This window comes from Streptomyces sp. ATexAB-D23 (genome assembly GCF_000373645.1).
Classification (GTDB): Bacteria; Actinomycetota; Actinomycetes; order Streptomycetales; family Streptomycetaceae; genus Streptomyces; species Streptomyces castrisilvae.
Map to the genome: position 1 here is coordinate 1 of NZ_KB892046.1, position 17147 is coordinate 17147.

Here is a 17147-nt window from a genome sequence, read left to right on the forward strand (position 1 = left end):
ATGTGGAAGCCCGGTAACGGGTGGAGCTGACTGGTACTAATAGGCCGAGGGCTTGTCCTCAGTTGCTCGCGTCCACTGTGTTGGTTCTGAAATAACGAACTGCCGTGTTGTTGTCCGGTGTTGTTTATTTCATAGTGTTTCGGTGGTCATTGCGTTAGGGAAACGCCCGGTTACATTCCGAACCCGGAAGCTAAGCCTTTCAGCGCCGATGGTACTGCAGGGGGGACCCTGTGGGAGAGTAGGACGCCGCCGAACTCCTTTTAGGAAGAGCCCCGTGCCCTTGTGGCACGGGGCTCTTCTGCGTTTACGGACCTCCTCGGCACCCCTGTGCACCCGCCTGACGGGGCTGAGGGTAGGGTCAGGGAGCATCATTGGCACGTTCTTGACACAGGAGGCCCCCGGGTGGAGGTCCAGGAGACCCGCGTGCAGACGGACCGGGTACTCACCATCCCCAACATCCTCAGCATGGCGCGCCTCGTCGGCGTACCTGTCTTCCTGTGGCTGATTCTCCGCCCCGAGTTCGGCGGGCCCCAGAGTGACGGCTGGGCATTGCTGGTCCTGATGTTCAGCGGCGTCAGCGACTACCTCGACGGCAAGCTCGCGCGCCGGTGGAACCAGATCAGCAGCCTCGGCCGGCTGCTCGACCCGGCCGCCGACCGTCTCTACATCCTTTCTACTCTCGTCGGGCTGACCTGGCGCGAGATCCTGCCCCTCTGGCTCACCGCCGCACTGCTCGCCCGCGAGCTGATGCTTCTCGTGATGGTGGGAATCCTGCGCCGTCACGGTTATCCGCCGCCGCAGGTGAACTTCCTGGGCAAGGCCGCCACGTTCAACCTCATGTACGCATTCCCCTTGTTGCTGCTCAGCGATGGAAGTGGTTGGCTGGCAGAGGTGGCCACCGTTTTCGGATGGGCGTTCGCAGGATGGGGTACAACGCTCTATTGGTGGGCAGGAATCCTCTACGTGGTTCAGGTCCGCCGACTCGTCAAGGCGGATGCAGTAGCCGATTGAGCTCGCTTCGTGTGTGCCGCGCAACGTCGCCGGCCCGCGGCTGATGTCACAGATGCTGCCCTGACGGGCGAGGTCGGCTCGACCGTCGTCTCTCAAGGAGGACGTTTCCGACATGAAGGCCGTCGTGATGGCTGGCGGCGAAGGCACTCGCCTTCGCCCCATGACCTCGAGCATGCCCAAGCCGCTCCTTCCCGTGGCCAATCGGCCGATCATGGAGCATGTGCTCCGACTGCTCAAACGGCACGGGCTCAATGAGACGGTCGTGACCGTCCAGTTCCTCGCCTCTCTGGTGAAGAACTATTTCGGAGACGGCGAAGAGCTCGGCATGGAGCTCAGCTACGCCAACGAGGAGAAGCCGCTCGGCACCGCGGGCAGCGTGAAGAATGCCGAAGAGGCGCTGAAGGACGACACCTTCCTCGTCATTTCCGGCGATGCGCTCACCGACTTCGACCTCACCGACCTCATCGCCTTTCACAAGGAAAAGGGCGGCCTGGTCACCGTCTGCCTCACGCGTGTTCCCAATCCTCTGGAATTCGGGATCACGATCGTGGACGAGGAGGGACAGGTCGAACGGTTCCTGGAGAAACCCACCTGGGGCCAGGTCTTCTCCGACACCGTCAACACGGGCATCTACGTCATGGAGCCCGAGGTCTTCAACTACGTCGAGGCCGATGTCTCCGTGGACTGGTCCGGAGACGTCTTCCCGCAGCTGATGAAGGAAGGCAAGCCCATCTACGGCTACGTCGCCGAGGGCTACTGGGAGGACGTCGGCACGCACGAGAGCTACGTGAAGGCCCAGGCCGACGTGCTCGAGCGCAAGGTCGACGTCGAGATCGACGGATTCGAGATCTCGCCCGGGGTCTGGGTGGCCGAAGGCGCGGACGTGCACCCCGACGCGGTGCTGCGGGGCCCGCTGTACATCGGCGACTACGCCAAGGTCGAGGCCGGCGTCGAGATCCGTGAGCACACGGTCATCGGGTCGAACGTCGTCGTGAAGAGCGGTGCCTTCCTGCACAAGGCCGTCGTCCACGACAACGTGTACATCGGAGACCACAGCAACCTGCGCGGCTGTGTGGTCGGCAAGAACACCGACATCATGCGAGCTTCCCGGATCGAGGACGGAGCCGTCATCGGCGACGAGTGCCTCGTCGGTGAGGAATCGATCATTCAGGGGAACGTGCGTGTCTACCCCTTCAAGACCATCGAGGCCGGCGCCTTCGTCAATACCTCGGTGATCTGGGAGTCCCGCGGACAGGCGCATCTCTTCGGGGCGCGCGGCGTCTCCGGAATCCTGAACGTGGAGATCACCCCGGAGCTGGCCGTCAGGCTGGCCGGTGCCTACGCGACGACCCTCAAGAAGGGCTCCACCGTCACCACCGCCCGGGACCACTCCCGGGGCGCCAGGGCCCTCAAACGGGCCGTGATCTCCGCCCTCCAGGCCAGTGCCATCGATGTCCGCGACCTGGAGAACGTACCGCTGCCCGTCGCGCGCCAGCAGACCGCGCGCGGAAGCGCAGGCGGGATCATGATCCGTACCTCCCAGGGCGTGCCCGACTCCGTCGACATCATGTTCTTCGACGAACGCGGCGCGGACCTCTCGCAGGCACGGCAGCGGAAGCTGGACCGGGTCTATGCCAGGCAGGAGTACCGGCGCGCCTTCCCGGGCGAGATCGGGGACATCTACTTCCCGTCCAGCGTCTTCGACTCGTACACCGGTGCCCTCCTGCGGAACGTGGACACGACGGGGGTCGCGGACGCCCAGCTCAAGGTCGTTGTCGACGCCTCCAACGGCAGCGCCGGACTCGTGCTGCCGAGCCTCCTGGGACGGCTGGGCGTGGACGCGCTCACCATCAACCCCGGCCTGGACGAATCACGCCCCACCGAGTCGGCCGAGACCCGGCGCAACGGGCTCGTACGCCTGGGGGAGATCGTCTCCTCGGCGCGGGCGGCCTTCGGCGTCCGGTTCGACCCCGTGGGCGAACGGCTCTCGCTGGTCGACGAGCGGGGCCGGATCGTGGAGGACGACCGGGCCCTGCTGGTCATGCTGGACCTCGTCGCCGCCGAGCGGCGCAGCGGACGGGTGGCGCTGCCGGTGACCACCACCAGGGTCGCCGAGCAGGTCGCCGCGTACCACGGAACCCAGGTCGAGTGGACGACGACATCGCCCGACGACCTGACCCGGGTGGGGCGTGAGGAAGGCACCATCTTCGGTGGAGACGGCCGCGGCGGCTTCATCGTTCCCGAATTCAGCAGCGTCTTCGACGGGACGGCCGCATTCGTGCGGCTCATCGGGCTCGTGGCCCGCACCCAGCTCACGCTCAGCCAGATCGACGCCCGCATCCCGCACGCCCACGTCCTGCGCCGCGACCTCGCGACGCCGTGGGCCGTGAAGGGCCTGGTGATGCGGCGGGTCGTGGAGGCCGCCGGGGACCGTGACGTCGATACGACGGACGGCGTACGGGTCGTGGAGGCGGACGGGCGCTGGGTGATGGTCCTGCCGGACAGGGCGGAAGCGGTCACCCACCTCTGGGCGGAAGGCCCCGACGACGAGTCGGCGCAGGCGCTGCTCGACGAGTGGGCGGCGGTCGTCGACAGCGCGGGCGACTGAGGTCCGGCCCCCGGGACGGGTGAGCGGGCAGCCGGCCGGCACCGGCTGCCCGCTCCCGCGCCGGACGGGCCATCGGTGGGGCCATTCGGCGTATGCCACCGCGACATGCGACGATGTGCGGCATGTCGCAGCAGCCCCCCGGTCGGAGCACGGCCCCGTCGCCCAAGCGCCCCGACGCGTCCATGCTGCTGCTGACCAACGTGATGGAGCACAGCCTCGACGACGGCTACGCCGAAGCGTCGGCCAGACGCGCGGCCGACGGGCAGGCGGGCATGCCCCGTACGCTCAAGGCGAAGCTCGGGTTCGCCGCCTGTCTCGTCCTGGCCGCCCTGGTCGTCACGCTCGGCGCCGCTCAGGCGCGGGTCGCGGCCCCGGTGCTGGCCAAGGAGCGCCAAGAACTCATCGACCGGATCGACGCGGAGACCGCGGCGGCCGACACCCTCGCCTCGCAGGTGGAGGAAGTCCGCGACGACGTGAGCGAGCGCCAGCGCAAGGCCCTGCAGGAGCACGGGGGCGACCAGGGCGAGCTGGTGGCACTGCTCTCCGGGGCAACGCCCGTGCGCGGCCCGGGGGTCAAGGTCGTCGTCGACGACGCCGAGGACACCGCGCAGGGTGGTGGCGGCGCGCGTGAGACCAGTAGCTTCTCCGACACGGGGCGGGTCAGGGACCGGGACATGCAGCGGGTCGTCAACGGGCTGTGGCAGTCGGGTGCCGAGGCCATCGCCATCAACGGACAGCGGCTGACGGCCCTGTCGGCGATCCGGGCCGCGGGCGACGCCATACTGGTCGACAACAGACCGCTCGTGCCCCCGTACACGGTGCTCGCGGTGGGGGACGGCAAGAAGCTGGGCGCGGCCTTCCGGGACAGCGCCGACGGGCAGTACCTGCAGTCGCTGAAGGACACCTTCGACATCAGGACCAGCATCTCCGTCCAGGAGAAGGTGGACCTTCCGGCCGCCCCGAGCCTGATCGTACGGACAGCAGAGCCATACAAGGCCGCAGACACAGGGAAGGGCACATCGTGATCGCCGTACTGGGCCTCGTCGTGGGAGTCGTGGTCGGACTGTTGGTCCGGCCCGAAGTGCCGGCGGTCGTCGAGCCCTATCTCCCGATCGCCGTCGTCGCCGCACTCGACGCGGTCTTCGGTGGTCTGCGGGCCATGCTCGACGGCATCTTCGTCGACAAGGTCTTCGTGGTCTCGTTCCTCTCGAATGTCGTCGTGGCGGCCCTCATCGTCTTCCTGGGCGACAAACTGGGCGTCGGAGCCCAGCTCTCCACAGGTGTGGTGGTCGTGCTCGGCATCCGGATCTTCTCCAACGCCGCGGCCATCCGCCGGCACGTCTTCCGGGCCTGATGCCGATGAGCAACGACGCCCTCAACGACGGCGGCGAGCAGCCCGGCGAGCAGCGGGCGAACTCCTCCCAGGAGCTCACCGGACGCCAGCGGCTGGCGGCCGGTATCTGGCCGCCCCGGGTCACCCGCGCCCAACTCGTCGTCGCCCTGCTGCTGTTCGTCCTCGGCCTCGGGCTCGCCATCCAGGTGCGGTCCAACAGCGACAACAGCGCCCTGCGTGGTGCCCGCCAGGAGGACCTGGTACGCATCCTGGACGAGGTGGACGAGCGCACCCAGCGGCTGGAGGACGAGAAGCAGCGCCTGGACGACCAGCGCACCGAGCTGGAGAACAGCTCGGACCAGGCCGAGGAGGCCCGGAAGCAGACGGTCGAGAAGGAGCGGCAACTCGGCGTGCTCGCGGGCACCGTGGCGGCGCACGGCCCGGGTATCACCGTGACGGTCAACGACCCCGGTGGAGCCGTGCGGCCGGACATGCTCCTCGACGCCCTTCAGGAGCTGAGGGCGGCCGGCGCGGAGGCGGTCGAGGTCAACGGCGTACGCGTCGTGGCCAATACGTACTTCTCCGGCGACGGAGGTGCCGTCAAGGTCGACGGCCGTAAGATCTCCGCCCCGTACGTGTTCAAGGTCATCGGCAAGCCGCAGGATCTGGAACCGGCGCTCAACATCCCCGGAGGTGTGGTGCAGACGCTGGAGAAGGAGCAGGCCACCGTGCATGTGGCGCGCACCGACGACATTGTCGTGGACGCCTTGCGACCGGCGGAGCGGCCTGACTACGCTCGGTCGTCGGGCCAGTGAGCCCCGGGAGTCCCGGCGCCGGGGGACACGAGCGGAAGGTTGCGGGGGGTCGCCGCATCGTAATCGTGGCGCGTGGTGGAAACTGTCGAGTGGATACGGACGTTGTGAAGATGTCCGGGTCGGCAGGTGTGTTCATTCAGGGTTCGTCCTGCCCCACGGGCGGGTCTGTTTCGGTCAAGGGGAATCGCCCGTGAAGTTGTTTGGGAAGTTGTTCGGCAAGAGCGCACGCGACGAGGCCGCACGGCATCGCGCGCCGCGCCATGGTCAGCCCGACGAGCAGGGTGCTGAGCGCCCGCTCTTCCGCGACCAGGTGGCGGGCCAGGGGGGTGACCACCCGGGCGGTTCCGGCGCGTCGTCCGTTGACCCTGCCGGTCCCGGCCGCATAGGTTTCGGAGCCCCGAGCCAGGAGGCTTCGTCCATGCCGGTCTGTACGAGGTGCGGGCACCGCAATGCCGAGGCCAGCCGTTTCTGCTCCAACTGCGGTGCGCCGCTGAGGGGCGGGGTCCCCGAGCGTGCCTCGGAGACGACGTCGACCATCTCCATCTCGGGGCTGGAGGCCTACGAGGCGGAGGCGACCGGCCAGACGGCCGTACCGTCGCTCTCGCCCGAGGCACAGGCGGCCGTAGACGCCCTGCCGCTCGGTTCGGCACTCCTGGTGGTGCGGCGCGGCCCGAATTCCGGCAGCCGCTTCCTGCTGGACGGTGACCTGACGACGGCCGGGCGTCACCCGCAGAGCGACATCTTCCTCGACGACGTGACGGTCTCGCGCCGGCATGTGGAGTTCCGCCGCAATGCCGACGGCAGCTTCACGGTCGGGGATGTCGGCAGCCTCAACGGCACCTACGTCAACCGCGAGCGGATCGACTCCGTCGCCCTGTCCAACGGCGACGAGGTGCAGATCGGTAAGTACCGGCTGGTCTTCTACGCGAGCCAGCGCGGCATCTGACCCGCCCCCGGACCGCGTCCGGGGGGACCCCTCAGGAAGGTCCATGCTGAGAACACCGAGTGGCGGTGCCGGCAACGGCACCGCCGCCGACGACCGGCCGATGAGCATCGGCACGGTGCTCCTGCACCTGCGGGAGGAGTTTCCCGAGGTCACCATCTCCAAGATCCGCTTCCTGGAGGCCGAGGGGCTCGTCGAGCCGCAGCGGACCCCTTCGGGCTATCGGAAGTTCAGCCCCGCCGATGTCGAGCGGCTCGCCCAGGTGCTGCGGATGCAGCGGGACCACTACCTCCCGCTCAAGGTCATCCGCGAGCATCTGGACGCCCTCGCCCGGGGCGAACGGGTGGTCCTGCCGTCCCCCGACGGGGAGCGGCAGGACGCGGCGGACGGCGACTGGACCAGTGTCCGGGGGCGGGCCACGGCCGCTCGCATCGGCCGCGCCGAGCTGCTCGTCGCCGCCGAGGTCACCGAGAGCGACCTCGACGCCTGGGAGTCCTACGGCCTTGTCGCACCGACGCCGGAGGGCGGCTACGACGCCGAGATGGTGACCGTCGCCAGGCTTGTGGCGGATCTGGGGCGATTCGGTCTGGAACCTCGTCACCTGAGGCCCATGCGGGCGGCCGCCGACCGGGAGGCGGGACTTATCGAGCAGGTCGTCGCGCCGCTGCGCCGGCACCGGAATCCGCAGACCAGAGCGCATGCCGAGGCCACCACCAAGGAGCTGGCGGAGCTCTCCGTACGGCTGCATTCCGCGCTCGTCCAGAGCGCTCTGCAGGTGCGGCTCAATTGATGCCGGCCGAGCCCGACTACCCAAACCTGCCGAGCACGTCCTAGGGTTGCTGTGTGAACGAGCTCGACGTTGTGGGTGTCCGGGTGGAAATGCCCTCCAACCAACCGATCGTGCTCCTGCGTGAAGTGGGAGGCGACCGGTACCTCCCCATTTGGATCGGTCCTGGTGAGGCGACCGCGATCGCCTTCGCTCAGCAGGGCATGGCTCCGGCCAGGCCGCTGACCCATGATCTCTTCAAGGATGTGCTCGAGGCCGTGGGCCAGGAGCTCACCGAGGTCCGCATCACGGACCTGCGTGAAGGGGTTTTCTACGCGGAGCTGGTCTTCGCCAGCGGCGTCGAGGTGAGCGCGCGTCCCTCGGACGCCATAGCGCTCGCCCTGCGCACCGGCACGCCGATCTACGGCAGTGACGGGGTGCTCGACGACGCGGGGATCGCGATCCCCGACGAGCAGGAGGACGAGGTGGAGAAGTTCCGCGAGTTCCTCGACCAGATCTCTCCGGAGGACTTCGGCACGAACAACAGTCAGTGACGTCCCCTGAGGCCGCCCGCCGGTACATCCGGAGAGCCTTTCCCCGCCGAGGGTCACGCGAAACCACCCTCAGGGTGATTATCACTCGGCGTGCCGAGTGTGGCGATCGTTGACGCACCCCGGGTGACTGCCTACCTTCGAGTGGGCAGGTCAAGGAGGGAGGTCGGCGTGAGAAGCAGCGGCGACGGTACGGCGGCGGGTGCGCCGTATCCGCAGCAGGGGAGTACAGCCGACCGCACCGTGAGGCAGTCGGCAGTGCCGGCTGCGGTGGCAGGGGGCGGCGTGGCATCGGCCGACGACATCGGCTATCGCGGGCCGACGGCGTGCGCGGCGGCGGGGATCACTTATCGGCAGCTCGACTACTGGGCCCGTACCGGCCTGGTCGAGCCGAGCGTCCGCCCGGCGTACGGATCGGGCACACAGCGGCTCTACAGCTTCCGGGACGTCGTCCTGCTGAAGATCGTGAAGCGCTTCCTGGACACCGGTGTGGCCCTCCAGAACATCCGCACCACGGTCCAGCACCTGCGGGCCCGCGGATTCCAGGATCTGGAGCGCATGACGCTGATGAGCGACGGGGCGACGGTCTACGAGTGCTCCTCGCCCGCCGAGGTCGTGGACCTGCTCCAGGGGGGCCAGGGCGTGTTCGGGATCGCCGTCGGGGTGGTGTGGCGGGACGTGGACGCCGCGCTGTCGCAGCTGCACGGGGAGCGTGTGGACACCGGGGAGACCCTCATCGGGCACAACCCCACCGACGAGCTCGCGCGGCGCCGGAACCGGGCCGTCTGAGGCGCCGAGCGCCCGGCCCGGCGAGGTAATCGCGGGCCGGCGGGCCGTGGTGGCGCGGCGATTGTCAGTGCCGTAGGGCAGCATCGGCTGGTGTGAGAGCCGCGCCGACCATCCTGCACCTGGACATGGATGCCTTCTACGCCTCGGCGGAGCAGGCGGCGAAGCCGAGCCTGCGCGGTAAACCGGTTGTGGTGGGCGGGCTCGGCCCCCGCGGGGTCGTCGCGACCGCCTCGTACGAGGCACGGCGGTTCGGGGTGCACTCGGCCATGCCGATGGCGCAGGCCAGACGGCTCGCGCCGAACGCCGCCTATCTGGTGCCGCGCTTCGCGCTGTACCGGTCCGTGAGCGACCAGGTCATGGAGCTGCTGGGCCGGCTCTCACCCCTGGTGGAGCCGCTCAGCCTGGACGAGGCCTTCGTGGACCTGGAAGCGGGCGGTACCGCCGACGACACCGCCTCGGCCCTGGAGATCGGGCGGCAGCTGCGCGAGGCGATCGAGGCCGTCACCGGACTGAGCGGTTCCGTGGGGCTCGCAGGCTCCAAGATGCTCGCCAAGATCGCCTCCGAGGAGGCGAAGCCCGACGGGATACGGGTGATCGAGCCGGGCACCGAGCGGGAACTGCTCGCGCCCATGCCGGTGCGTACGCTGCCGGGCGTCGGGCCCGCCACCGCGGACCATCTGCGCCGCGCCGGCATGACCACGGTGAACGATCTGGCCGAGGCGGGCGAGGCGGAGCTCGTACGGCTGCTGGGCAAGGCGCACGGCGGCTCCCTGCACCGGATGGCGTTCGGTTACGACGACCGGCCGGTGGTGTCCGAGCGCGACGCGAAATCGGTGTCGGTCGAGGACACCTTCGACATCGATCTGCACGACCGGGTCCGGGTGCGCACCGAGGTCGAGCGGCTGGCCGGCCGGTGCGTCCAGCGGCTGAGGGCCGCCGAGCGGTCGGGGCGCACGGTGGTGCTGAAGGTGCGCAGGTACGACTTCTCCACCCTGACCCGCTCGGAGACGCTGCGCGGGCCCACCGACGACCCCGCCGTGGTGCGGGAGGCCGCCGCGCGGCTCCTGGAGGCCGTGGACACCACAGGGGGCGTGCGGCTGCTCGGCGTCGGCGTCACCGGACTCGCCGACTTCACCCAGGAGGACCTGTTCGCCCAGGCCGCGGGCGAGCGGGCCGAGGCCGGCCTCGCGGACGGGGCGGAGGAGGGGGCGCAGGCCGCAGAGGAGGGCCAGGGGCGGGCGGATGCCGAGCCGGGGCCGGAGAGCGCCGAGCAGCTCGCCGCGCGGCGCTGGCCGGCCGGACACGACGTACGGCACGACACCCATGGACACGGCTGGGTGCAGGGGAGCGGGGTCGGCCGGGTGACCGTGCGGTTCGAGGAACCGGGATCGGTGCCCGGCCGGGTGCGTACGTTCCGGATCGACGATCCCGCGCTGCGGCCGGCCGAGCCGCTGCCGCTCGTGCGGGAGCCGCCGGACTACTCCTCCTGGCCGGCCAGCCTGCCGAAGTCGCGGTCCGGGGGCGGGGTGCCCGGGGCGGAGTCCAGGCCGTAGTGCCGGTAGAGCTGGAGTTCCTGTTCGGGGGAGAGGTGCCGGCCCACCCCGAAGTCGGGTGCGTCCTTGATCAGCGAACGCTCGAAGGGGACTCGCAGGGTGTCCCCGACGCATTCGCTGGGTTCCAGCGGGACGAACGCGTCCCGGCTGAACAGACCGGTGCGTACGGCTGCCCACTCGGGCACTCCGGTCGCGTCGTCGAGGTACACCTCGTCCACGGTCCCGATCTTGGTGCCGTTGCGGTCGAAGGCCTTGCGGCCGATCAGACTGCGCGGGTCGATGTCGGTCTGCACAGGCCCTCCCACTGGTTGCGGCTGTCCACAGGGACTACAGAAATGCAGTTCCGTGGTGTTGGCCACTTGAGAATTCTCGTCGTGTACCCCGCTGGTAGGGTGGTTATGGCTGCTGACCCCGTGCGGGAGAGTCCTCCGGAGTCGATCCGGAGGCGCCGAAGGAGCAAATCCTCCCCGGAATCTCTCAGGCCCCCGTACCGCACGGACGAGGTCACTCTGGAAAGCAGGGCGGGTTGCGCGCGGCCGAGGGCCGGGTGGGGCCTCTCCCTCACCGACGGTGAAAGCCGGCGCCCATGGTGCCGGTGAAGCTCTCAGGTTGAGATGACAGAGGGGGAGGCCGTTCGGGCACCCCGCGCCGTGGTGCCCCTCGCAGGTCGTGACAGACCAGGAGGCCTCCACCATGACCCCCCGTCGCATCCCGCTCGCCCAGCTGGAGCAGGGCATTCCGTTCGAGCAGCGCCATATCGGCCCCGACGCCGAGGCGCAGGCGAAGATGCTCGCCCAGGTCGGTTACGGCTCGCTCGACGAGCTGACCGCGGCCGCCGTGCCCGACGTGATCAAGAGCGCCGAGGCGCTGCGGCTGCCGGACGCCCGTACCGAGGCCGAGGTGCTGGCCGAGCTGCGCGGGCTCGCCGACCGCAACGAGGTCCTCGCCCCGATGATCGGGCTCGGCTACTACGGCACCTTCACCCCGCCGGTGATCCTGCGCAACGTCATGGAGAACCCCGCCTGGTACACGGCCTACACGCCGTACCAGCCCGAGATCTCCCAGGGCCGCCTCGAAGCCCTCCTGAACTTCCAGACGATGGTCGCCGAGCTCACCGGGCTGCCCACCTCCGGCGCCTCCCTGCTCGACGAGGGAACGGCCGCCGCCGAGGCCATGGCGCTGGCCCGGCGCGTCGGCAAGGTCAAGAACGGCGTCTTCCTGGTCGACGCCGACACCCTGCCGCAGACCGTCGCCGTCATCGAGACCCGGGCCGAGCCCACCGGTGTCGAGGTCGTCGTCGCCGACCTCGCCGACGGCATCCCGGCCGAGATCGCCGAGCGCGGTGTCTTCGGCGTGCTGCTCCAGTACCCCGGCGCCTCCGGGGCGGTCCGGGACATCAAGCCCGTGATCGACCAGGCGCACGAGCTCGGCGCGATCGTCACCGTGGCCGCCGACCTGCTGGCCCTCACCCTGCTCACCTCGCCCGGCGACCTGGGCGCGGACATCGCCGTCGGCACCACGCAGCGCTTCGGCGTGCCGATGGGCTTCGGCGGGCCGCACGCCGGCTTCATGGCGGTCCGCGACAAGTTCGCGCGCAGCCTCCCGGGGCGCCTCGTCGGCGTCTCCGTGGACGCCGACGGCAACAAGGCGTACCGACTGGCCCTCCAGACCCGCGAGCAGCACATCCGCCGCGAGAAGGCCACCAGTAACATCTGCACCGCGCAGGTGCTGCTCGCCGTGATGGCCGGCATGTACGCCGTCTACCACGGCCCCGAGGGGCTGCGGACGATCGCCCGGCGCACCCACCGCTACGCCGCGATCCTCGCCGAGGGCCTGCGCACGTCCGGGGTGGACGTGGTCACCGGGGCGTACTTCGACACGCTCACCGTCCGTGTGCCCGGCAAGGCGGCCGGCGTCGTCTCCGACGCCCGTGAGCGCGGCGTGAACCTGCGCCTCGTCGATGCCGACACCGTCTCGCTCGCCTGCGACGAGACCACGACCCGTACCCAGGTCGCCGCGGTCTGGGCGGCCTTCGATGCCGACGGGGACGTCGAGGCGCTGGACGCCGCGACCGAGGACGCGCTGCCCGGGGCGCTGCTGCGCACCGACGAGATCCTGACCCACCCGGTCTTCCACCAGCACCGGTCCGAGACCGCGATGCTGCGGTACCTGCGCAAGCTCGCCGACCGTGACTACGCGCTCGACCGCGGGATGATCCCGCTCGGCTCCTGCACCATGAAGCTGAACGCGACGGCCGAGATGGAGTCGATCACCTGGCCGGAGTTCGGCGCGCTGCACCCGTTCGCGCCGGCCGAGCAGGCTCAGGGCTTCCTGACGCTCATCCGTGAGCTGGAGGAGCGGCTGGCGGAGGTCACCGGCTACGACGCGGTCTCGATCCAGCCGAACGCCGGCTCGCAGGGCGAGTTCGCGGGGCTGCTGGCCGTCCGCGCGTACCACCGTGCCAACGGCGACGAGAAGCGGACCGTGTGTCTGATCCCGTCCTCGGCGCACGGCACCAACGCCGCCAGCGCCGTGATGGCCGGTATGAAGGTCGTCGTCGTGAAGACCGCCGACGACGGCGAGGTCGACATCGACGACCTGCGTGCCAAGATCGCGCAGCACCGCGACGAGCTGGCCGTGCTCATGATCACCTACCCCTCGACGCACGGTGTCTTCGAGGAGCACGTCGCCGACATCTGCGCCGAGGTGCACGACGCGGGCGGCCAGGTCTACGTCGACGGCGCCAACCTCAACGCGCTGGTCGGCCTCGCCAAGCCCGGCCGGTTCGGCGGCGACGTCTCGCACCTGAACCTGCACAAGACCTTCTGCATCCCGCACGGCGGCGGCGGCCCCGGCGTCGGCCCCGTCGGGGTGCGCGCGCACCTGGCGCCGTACCTGCCCAACCACCCGCTGCAGCCCGCGGCCGGCCCGAAGACGGGTGTCGGACCGATCTCGGCGGCCCCCTGGGGCTCGGCCGGCATCCTGCCGATCTCCTGGGCCTATGTGCGCCTGATGGGCGGCGAGGGGCTGAAGCGGGCGACGCAGGTCGCCGTGCTGGCCGCCAACTACATCGCCAAGCGCCTCGAACCCCACTACCCGATCCTCTACAACGGCCCGGCCGGTCTGGTCGCCCACGAGTGCATCGTGGACCTGCGGCCGATCTCCAAGGCGACCGGCGTCAGCATCGACGACGTCGCCAAGCGGCTCATCGACTACGGCTTCCACTCGCCGACCATGTCGTTCCCGGTCGCCGGGACGCTGATGATCGAGCCGACCGAGAGCGAGGACCTCGCCGAGCTGGACCGCTTCTGCGACACGATGATCGCCATCCGTGCCGAGATCGAGAAGGTCGCTTCGGGGGAGTGGAGCGCGCAGGACAACCCGCTGACCAACGCTCCGCACACCGCGGCGGCGCTGGGCGGGGAGTGGGAGCAGGGCTACAGCCGCGAGGTGGCGGTCTTCCCGGCCGGGGTCTCGGCCGCCGACAAGTACTGGCCGCCGGTGCGCCGGATCGACGGTGCGTTCGGTGACCGTAACCTCGTCTGCTCGTGCCCGCCGCTGGACGAGTACGACAACTGAGGCATGAGCGGGAAGTGACGCGGACATGCGTCGGGGCCGGTGCGGAGACTCCTCCGGGCCGGCCCCCTTCCGTTCCGGGCGGCTCTCAGGCCGCCTTCATCACCCGGCTTGCCGCCAGAGGCCTGTGCGGGGCGATGATCTGCCCGTCCGGAAGCAGCTCACCGGTGTCCTCGAAGAGCAGGACGCCGTTGCACAGCAGGCTCCAGCCCTGTTCCGGGTGGTGTGCCACCTGGCGGGCGGCCTCCCGGTCGGGTGAGTCGGCTGTCGGGCAGGGTGGCTGATGCTGGCACATGGATGGGTTCTTTCGCTGCGTCGAGTTGAGTGTCCCGCGGTGTGGCGAGGTCTTCATGGCCGCCCCCGTTTCGATCGGTCCGGTCCCAGTGTTGCCCTACGGCCGTCAATCCGCAGGGATTTCGCCGTAGCGCTAGCACTCCTCCCATGACGCATCACCCGGCCGGACGGTTCAACTCAACTGCACTGTCCCTTCGGGTGGTTCGGGGTGGCCGGATGGGACTAGTCCGGTTGGGCCGGGGCGGTGCGGGCCGAACCGCGCGCTGTGCCCCGCCGCCCGGGAGGGGGCAACGGGGCACAGCGCGCGGACGGGCCGCCGGCTTCAGGCGGGGGCCGGGGAGCCCAGGAGGGGGCCCGTGCCCGGCGTGACGCGGGTGGTGATCACGGGCAGCAGGTCGGCGGCCCGGTGCGGGCGGTGCGCCGCGATGCCCGGCGGGGCGGGGGCCAGCGGCACCAGCAGATCGGCCGGGCCGGGCGAGCCGCAGGACGCGTCGGCCTCGGGGTCGTCGTGCAGCCACAGGGCCAGCATGTAGAGGTCGGGGATGGACAGCAGCCTCGGCTGGTAGGGGTGGCTCATCCCCTCGGCCTGGCGCAGGGCGAGTTCCGTCGAGGCGATGTACGGGCCTTCGAAGAAGTGCGAGAAGGCCCAGCCGTCGGGCGTGAGCATGGTGTCCGCCGCCGCTACCGCCCGCTCCGTGCTGCGGATCTGGAAGCGCCAGGCGGCGAGCCGGGTGGCGGGCGCGTCTCCGCCCGGGAGGAGGTCCAGCACGTGGACGGGCAGCGGGTGTTCGGGGCTCAGAGGTCCCTGTGCGGACCGCAGGGCGGGGGTACGGGCCTCGCGGACTGCGGTCGGTGAACCGAGCGCCGTGAGAACGCTTCGCAGCGCGGGCGCGGGGGCCAGGGGAACATGCAGCGGCATAATTGGGTCGCCTCTCACTTCGGAGACACGGTGGTGCGCGGGCGGGTGCAGACGGCGCTGTCGGCGTGCGGGGCCAGAGGAGGCCGGTGACTGAGCCGGTGCGTCAACTCTCTGCCTCGTCCGCGGAGTTTATACGACACGTGTTCACGCGGTGTTTCCACTAGCCGCCACGGCTATTGCCGGCAAGGCGGTATCCGGACTTTATTATGCGGAGATCGTGCTGATTCGGCGCGAGCGGCGCAGCCGCCGCCTCGGGTTTTTCCCGCACCGCGGACGGCCGAAACCCATCGGAGCTTTGAGAGCCCTCTGTAGGGGGAAACGGGTCTCAGCTTCATGCCGAGTGAATGTGCCGGAGGCCCCGGCGCTCAGATTACCGGGTGCGCGCCGTCCGCGGGGCGTTACGGATCACGTCCTGCGGGCATTATCGATCGTGATGCGAGCGGCCCCGGCCGCGTGCTGTCCACTCGAGGAGGGACCCTTCAATGGGGGAGAAGGTCGTCGCCGGCGCCTTTGATCTGTCCGATCGGCAGAAGTACCGGAGGAAGCTGCACCAGTGCCTGGAGGCACTGTCCGGACTTCTGGCCGAGCGGCGGTTCGACCGGCCGCGCAACCTCATGGGTATGGAGATCGAGCTGAATCTCACGGGCTCCGACGCCATGCCGAAGATGTTGAATGGACAGGTCCTGGAGCGCATCGCGAGCCACGATTTCCAGACGGAACTGGGGATGTTCAATCTGGAGGTGAACATAGTCCCCCATCATCTGTCGGGGCGTGTTCTCGATCAGCTGGCCGAAGAGCTGAGGGCCGGGCTCGGATATGCCGACCGGAAGGCCGGTGAAGTCGATGCCGGGATCATGATGATCGGAATCCTTCCGACGCTGGGGCGCGACGACATGGTCCGGTCCAACCTCTCCGACGTGGACCGTTACGCCCTGCTGAACGATCAAATGGTCGCGGCCCGCGGCGAGGATTTCTCACTGGATATCGAGGGCGTCGAGCGGCTTGTCTGCACCTCCGGGTCGATCACTCCGGAGGCCGCCTGCACCTCGCTCCAGCTCCATCTCCAGGTGACTCCGGAGCGTTTCTCCGACGTGTGGAACGCGGCCCAGGCGGTCGCCGCCGTCCAGGTGGCCCTGGGCGCCAACTCGCCCTTCCTGTTCGGCCGCGAGGTGTGGCGGGAGTCCCGGCCGCCGCTGTTCGAGCAGGCCACCGACACCCGGCCGCCCGAACTGCGCAATCAGGGGGTACGGCCCCGGACCTGGTTCGGGGAGAAGTGGATCGGCTCGGTCCGCGAACTCTTCGAGGAGAACCTCCGCTACTTCCCCCCGCTGCTGCCCATCTGCGACGAGGAGGAGCCGCTGCGCGTCCTCGCCGACGGCGGGGTGCCGCGCCTCTCGGAGCTGGTCCTCCACAACGGCACGGTCTACCGCTGGAACCGGCCGGTGTACGGGCTGGCGGACGGCGTCCCCCACCTCCGGGTGGAGAACCGGGTGCTGCCCGCGGGGCCGACCGTCGCCGACGTCATGGCCAACACCGCGCTCTACTACGGGCTGGTCCGGGCCCTCGCCGAGGAGTCCCGTCCGGTGTGGACCAGGATGCCGTTCGCCGCCGCCGCGGAGAACTTCGAGACCGCCTGCCGCCAGGGCATCGACGCCGAGCTGCTGTGGCCGCGGCCGGGCCGCTCCGGGGGCCTCACCCGCGTACCGGTGGTGAAGCTGGTGCGGGACGAGCTGCTGCCGCTGGCCGCCGCGGGGCTCGACGCCTGGAACATCGAGCCGGCCGACCGGGACCACTACCTGGGGATCATCGAGGAGCGGTGCAAGCGGCGGACGAACGGCGCGTCCTGGCAGGCGGACACCTACCACCGGGCGCGCGAGGCCGGACTCGACCGGGGTGCCGCGCTCGCCTCGATGACCCGGCGCTACGCCGAGCTGATGCAGGGCGGCGACCCCGTGCACAGCTGGCCGGTGGGCATCCCGGCGCCGTAAC

General features: G+C 69.8%; 15 protein-coding genes, 1 rRNA gene and 1 riboswitch. Of the genes, 13 read left to right on the forward strand and 3 right to left on the reverse strand.

The genetic code is table 11. From position 1 onward, the window contains the following. Positions 1 to 138: 138 nt before the first annotated feature. The 11 genes from rrf to B082_RS0127800 all read left to right on the forward strand — a co-directional run bounded on the left by rrf (position 139) and on the right by B082_RS0127800 (position 10369). Positions 139 to 255: ribosomal RNA gene (gene rrf, locus B082_RS0127745) — 5S ribosomal RNA — on the forward strand. A gap of 147 nt (positions 256 to 402) precedes the next feature. Beyond that, positions 403 to 1011 (forward strand): CDP-alcohol phosphatidyltransferase family protein, encoded by a 609-nt coding sequence (locus B082_RS0127750; RefSeq protein ID WP_018555060.1) that lies wholly within the window; start codon positions 403 to 405, stop codon positions 1009 to 1011. A gap of 112 nt (positions 1012 to 1123) precedes the next feature. After that, the gene (locus B082_RS0127755; RefSeq protein ID WP_018555061.1) at positions 1124 to 3619 is read left to right on the forward strand and encodes a mannose-1-phosphate guanyltransferase; all 2496 of its coding nucleotides are present in this window, start codon (positions 1124 to 1126) and stop codon (positions 3617 to 3619) included. A 122-nt stretch (positions 3620 to 3741) separates the two neighbouring features. Then, complete coding sequence (locus B082_RS0127760; RefSeq protein ID WP_018555062.1) at positions 3742 to 4644, forward strand: DUF881 domain-containing protein; 903 nt, start codon at positions 3742 to 3744, stop codon at positions 4642 to 4644. Continuing rightward, complete coding sequence (locus B082_RS0127765; RefSeq protein ID WP_003970459.1) at positions 4641 to 4973, forward strand: small basic family protein; 333 nt, start codon at positions 4641 to 4643, stop codon at positions 4971 to 4973. The genes B082_RS0127760 and B082_RS0127765 overlap by 4 nt, the downstream gene beginning before the upstream one ends. A 5-nt stretch (positions 4974 to 4978) precedes the next feature. Continuing rightward, positions 4979 to 5767, forward strand: a complete 789-nt coding sequence (locus tag B082_RS0127770; protein WP_018555063.1) for a DUF881 domain-containing protein — start codon at positions 4979 to 4981, stop codon at positions 5765 to 5767. 82 nt (positions 5768 to 5849) lie between these two features. Then, positions 5850 to 6713 (forward strand): FHA domain-containing protein, encoded by an 864-nt coding sequence (locus B082_RS0127780; RefSeq protein ID WP_199783868.1) that lies wholly within the window; start codon positions 5850 to 5852, stop codon positions 6711 to 6713. A 43-nt stretch (positions 6714 to 6756) separates the two neighbouring features. Then, entirely contained in the window at positions 6757 to 7500 is a 744-nt protein-coding gene (locus B082_RS0127785; RefSeq protein ID WP_018555065.1) for a MerR family transcriptional regulator, read from the forward strand. 53 nt (positions 7501 to 7553) lie between these two features. Further along, positions 7554 to 8030 carry a bifunctional nuclease family protein gene (locus B082_RS0127790; RefSeq protein WP_003946924.1) on the forward strand — a complete coding sequence of 159 codons (477 nt, stop codon included), beginning with the start codon at positions 7554 to 7556 and terminating at the stop codon, positions 8028 to 8030. Positions 8031 to 8198: 168 nt separating this feature from the next. Next, the gene (locus B082_RS0127795; protein ID WP_026250276.1) at positions 8199 to 8816 is read left to right on the forward strand and encodes a MerR family transcriptional regulator; all 618 of its coding nucleotides are present in this window, start codon (positions 8199 to 8201) and stop codon (positions 8814 to 8816) included. Positions 8817 to 8908: 92 nt separating this feature from the next. Beyond that, the gene (locus B082_RS0127800; RefSeq protein ID WP_018555068.1) at positions 8909 to 10369 is read left to right on the forward strand and encodes a DNA polymerase IV; all 1461 of its coding nucleotides are present in this window, start codon (positions 8909 to 8911) and stop codon (positions 10367 to 10369) included. Here B082_RS0127800 and B082_RS0127805 read toward each other — a convergent pair. Then, positions 10294 to 10662 carry a PRC-barrel domain-containing protein gene (locus B082_RS0127805; protein WP_018555069.1) on the reverse strand — a complete coding sequence of 123 codons (369 nt, stop codon included), beginning with the start codon at positions 10660 to 10662 and terminating at the stop codon, positions 10294 to 10296. The genes B082_RS0127800 and B082_RS0127805 overlap by 76 nt on opposite strands. A 113-nt stretch (positions 10663 to 10775) precedes the next feature. Next, positions 10776 to 10872, forward strand: a riboswitch (glycine riboswitch). 190 nt (positions 10873 to 11062) lie between these two features. On the opposite strand from B082_RS0127805, the gene gcvP reads away from it, so the two are divergent. After that, the gene (gene gcvP / locus B082_RS0127810) at positions 11063 to 13948 is read left to right on the forward strand and encodes an aminomethyl-transferring glycine dehydrogenase (protein ID WP_018555070.1); all 2886 of its coding nucleotides are present in this window, start codon (positions 11063 to 11065) and stop codon (positions 13946 to 13948) included. An 85-nt stretch (positions 13949 to 14033) separates the two neighbouring features. Here the strand turns inward: gcvP and B082_RS0127815 are convergent, their stop codons facing one another. Next, positions 14034 to 14240, reverse strand: a complete 207-nt coding sequence (locus tag B082_RS0127815) for a DUF5999 family protein (RefSeq protein WP_026250277.1) — start codon at positions 14238 to 14240, stop codon at positions 14034 to 14036. A gap of 321 nt (positions 14241 to 14561) precedes the next feature. After that, positions 14562 to 15158: a hypothetical protein gene (locus B082_RS0127820; RefSeq protein WP_018555072.1), complete on the reverse strand. Its 597-nt coding sequence runs from the start codon at positions 15156 to 15158 to the stop codon at positions 14562 to 14564. A 482-nt stretch (positions 15159 to 15640) separates the two neighbouring features. On the opposite strand from B082_RS0127820, the gene B082_RS0127825 reads away from it, so the two are divergent. After that, entirely contained in the window at positions 15641 to 17146 is a 1506-nt protein-coding gene (locus B082_RS0127825; protein ID WP_018555073.1) for a glutamate-cysteine ligase family protein, read from the forward strand. Position 17147: the final 1 nt, after the last annotated feature.

What these genes read in the sequence shown, in the direction of transcription:
- B082_RS0127755 (WP_018555061.1), top strand. Translation starts at nt 1,124, where the DNA reads ATGAAGGCCGTCGTGATGGCTGGCGGCGAAGGCACTCGCCTTCGCCCC.
- B082_RS0127760 (WP_018555062.1), top strand. Translation starts at nt 3,742, where the DNA reads ATGTCGCAGCAGCCCCCCGGTCGGAGCACGGCCCCGTCGCCCAAGCGC.
- B082_RS0127770 (WP_018555063.1), top strand. Translation starts at nt 4,979, where the DNA reads ATGAGCAACGACGCCCTCAACGACGGCGGCGAGCAGCCCGGCGAGCAG.
- B082_RS0127785 (WP_018555065.1), top strand. Translation starts at nt 6,757, where the DNA reads ATGCTGAGAACACCGAGTGGCGGTGCCGGCAACGGCACCGCCGCCGAC.
- gcvP (WP_018555070.1), top strand. Translation starts at nt 11,063, where the DNA reads ATGACCCCCCGTCGCATCCCGCTCGCCCAGCTGGAGCAGGGCATTCCG.
- B082_RS0127815 (WP_026250277.1), bottom strand. Translation starts at nt 14,240, where the DNA reads ATGTGCCAGCATCAGCCACCCTGCCCGACAGCCGACTCACCCGACCGG.
- B082_RS0127820 (WP_018555072.1), bottom strand. Translation starts at nt 15,158, where the DNA reads ATGCCGCTGCATGTTCCCCTGGCCCCCGCGCCCGCGCTGCGAAGCGTT.
- B082_RS0127825 (WP_018555073.1), top strand. Translation starts at nt 15,641, where the DNA reads ATGGGGGAGAAGGTCGTCGCCGGCGCCTTTGATCTGTCCGATCGGCAG.